Raw genomic sequence first — 3,081 nt, 5'->3', positions numbered from 1 at the left:
GTCCAAATCACTGGTCCAAGTACTAATAATGCGTTGGCAATGAGAAATAGGTACACGACTAGGGTGCCTATTTTTCCAATGTATTTGTCCATGTTAATTAACTTATTCGTACTATTTAAATTAGCCATGTTACATACCTACATCGTCTTTGAATGACTTCATGCGGCTGAATTGCCATATCGCAATACCAGACAAGAACAAGAAGATAATGATTGAGATAACCGAAGCGATTTGATACTGCTGGAAGTCGAGCGTGAGCTTGTAAATCCAAGTGATCAAAATGTCGGTATGTCCTGCGAATCGATATTCAGGGTTGATAGGACCCCCTTCGGTTAACAGGTAAATCGCCCCAAAGTTATTGAAGTTATGGGCAAAGGTCATGACCAACGATGGGGCCACTTGGTGCAACACCATAGGCAGGGTGATTTCTTTAAATTGCTGGAACTTGCTTGCACCATCGACTTCACTGGCTTCATAAAGTTCGCTTGAAATGTTAGTCAGTGCCCCTGCAATAAGCAGCATAAAGTAAGGTGCGCCAACCCAAACACTCACCGCGATAACGGTAATTTTTGCGGTGAAAGGGTCTGATAAGAAGGCAATCGAATCAAAGCCCCACGAGTTTAACGTTGCGTTGACTGGTCCAATACCATTCAGTAGCAAGCGGAACATCAATAAGGTCACGAAAGCAGGAATGGCATAAGGGAGAATAAAGATAAAGCGCCATGCTTTTTTTGCTTTAATGTTTCGATTTTGTAGCGCAAGCGCCAGTAAAAAACCAAACCCACAAGTACATATGGTGGCAAAAAATGCCCACAGAACCGTCCAAGAAGCGACACCGAAGAAAGTGCTCGACCATATTTTCAGTTCAAATAGTGAAACAAAGTTTTTAAACCCCACCCAATCTACAAGGTTTCTTGGTGGGATATGATGAGGTGCCGAATAGTTAGTGAAAGAGACGAGTACCGTAATTATGATTGGTAAAATAATGAATGCGATACTGGCAATAAAAGCTGGCGATAGCATGATGAACGCGAACTTTTGGTCGTAAATGTCTTTAAATTGTTCTCGAAGGTTCAGTCGTGACTTAAGGCTGACTTTTGCATCTTGGACATTAGCGATGTACAGACAGATGAATAAGAAGCTGTAGAGTAGGGCTATGACCCCTTCGACCAACATAAAGACCGAGTTATCGCCCTGTAATATTTTAAAGCCTTCACGAACTTGAGCGACATCTCCTAAAGTGACTAAGCCTTTTAGCGAGGCCAACAGCTCCGGGAGAATCAACAATGTGATTAGCTGCATGGCTAAAAATACACCGCCTTTTATCCAATGACCTTTTACGATCTGTGTACTCCCCATAATAAGGAGTGAAGCGGGCATTCGCGATGCCGGCTGATTCTCTGTTAACAACATTGTTTATCTCTATTGTTTAGGTTGTCGTTATGTATTCGTTTTCTGGTCACGCCCTGAACTAGCGCTGTGGCTTTATGACACAGCGCATGAGCTAAGTCGCTTGTAAGTCGCGACGGGAGTTCAGAGGTTACTCTTGTAATTCTATTTGTTCTTCGATGATCGAAAGCGCACGGTCAAGAACAGAACTCGCAGGTTTATCGTTTACCCAGTAGTCTGTAATAGCACTGGCCATTGGTGACCAAATGAAGCCCATTTCAGGAATCGATGGCATTGCGTCTGAGTAGAAACCTTGCGTAATAATGGCGTAAGTGGCTTCATCGGCATCAACAATGATCTCTTCCATAACTGACTGGATCGGAGGGAGTGCTCTTGACATCTCATAGCGTTTTTTCAGCATCGCGTCGGAAGTAAGGTAGTCAGCAAATAATTGTGCGGCTTTCGGATACTCAGTGTAAGAAGACACAACCGCAAGACGAACAGTTGCAAAAGTGCGTGGTTGTTGGCCTGCTAATTTAGGCATAGGTACAACACCAAGATTTATCCCTGATTCTTGATACCCTTCGATTGCCCAAGGGCCGTCGATAATAGCGGCGACTTTTCCTTCATTAAATAAGCCACGACGTACTTGCGGGTTGCGCATATCAACTGGATTTGAATTGTTGGCCACTTGCAGGGTTTTCATTGCTTCTAAGCCTTGTTGGGCTTTTTCAGAATTGATGCCGATGTCTTTTGCATCGGTACCGTTATTACCAAATTCGTATGCGCCGTAAAGCGTGACAAACATACGAGACTCGTAATAGTTCTGTATGTCCCAAAGCAGTGCGTATTTATGCTCTTGCTTATTGTTGAAAGTTTTTGAAAATTCAATAATTTCTTCAAAAGTTTCAGGTGCTTTAGTCAGTAAATCTTTATTGTAGAACAGAGCGGTAGTGGCGAAGCTAACTGGGAAGCCATAGCTCACCCCTTCAGCTTGAGACGCATTAATCGCATTTGGCATAAAAGTATTCGAGATACGTTCGGCAGATACCAGATTCTCCATCGCCCCACCTGCCACGACTAATCGCCCCAATAAGTCATGTTCAATCTCGACTACATCTGCCACGCGAGCAGAGCCGCCATCCTGAATCAAACGAGAAGCGGCATCGATAGGCGCTAACCCACGGAATGAAAAATCAATATCGTATCCTAACTCCTTATTAAAGGACTGAGCGGCGTACTCCATGTAGTCGAGTGTTGTTTTGTCGGTCCAGATTAACAACTCAGCCCCATTTTCTGGCTGAATTGTGTCTGCGTTTGCATCTGCTGCAGCCGTTAATGTACTGGTCGTTAACGTTGCCGCCATTAAGGCTGCCGCGAATAGATTCTTTTTCATTCCTGAATTTTTCATACTGACACCGCGCTATTTAAAATCATAGTAGTCGTTCGTTAAGTACTACTATGTTATGTCTCGCCGACAATATGTCAACATTACCTGGTTAAAATACCAGCGTATTTGTGACAGTTATCACCTTCTGTTTGTGCTTTTTACATCTGGTAGCTATAGGGTTTTATGTCTTGTTTATTGGGGGTTTTAAACGGTGCTTTGTTCATTTTGATACTTAGATTAATGAAAAGCCTACCGTTTGTGATGGTGATCAATAATCTCCGCAGTCAAGGGTGATTGATCTC

At 43.2% G+C, this 3,081-nt stretch carries 2 protein-coding genes and 1 pseudogene; all 3 read right to left on the bottom strand.

The window, feature by feature from the left end:
* Positions 1–92 (bottom strand): annotated as a pseudogene (locus AB4496_RS21500) (sugar ABC transporter permease); the annotation flags it as partial.
* Positions 93–129: 37 nt separating this feature from the next.
* The gene (locus AB4496_RS21495; RefSeq protein WP_009847628.1) at positions 130–1,413 is read right to left on the bottom strand and encodes a carbohydrate ABC transporter permease; all 1,284 of its coding nucleotides are present in this window, start codon (positions 1,411–1,413) and stop codon (positions 130–132) included.
* A 127-nt stretch (positions 1,414–1,540) separates the two neighbouring features.
* Positions 1,541–2,785 carry a maltose ABC transporter substrate-binding protein gene (locus AB4496_RS21490; protein WP_009847627.1) on the bottom strand — a complete coding sequence of 415 codons (1,245 nt, stop codon included), beginning with the start codon at positions 2,783–2,785 and terminating at the stop codon, positions 1,541–1,543.
* Between the last annotated feature and the right edge of the window lie 296 nt (positions 2,786–3,081).

It is taken from the genome of Vibrio sp. 10N.222.46.A1 (assembly GCF_041473595.1).
Lineage (GTDB): Bacteria > Pseudomonadota > Gammaproteobacteria > Enterobacterales > Vibrionaceae > Vibrio > Vibrio tasmaniensis_A.
Note: the sequence above shows the minus strand (reverse complement) of the source record. Positions and strands in the feature narration are given on the sequence as shown.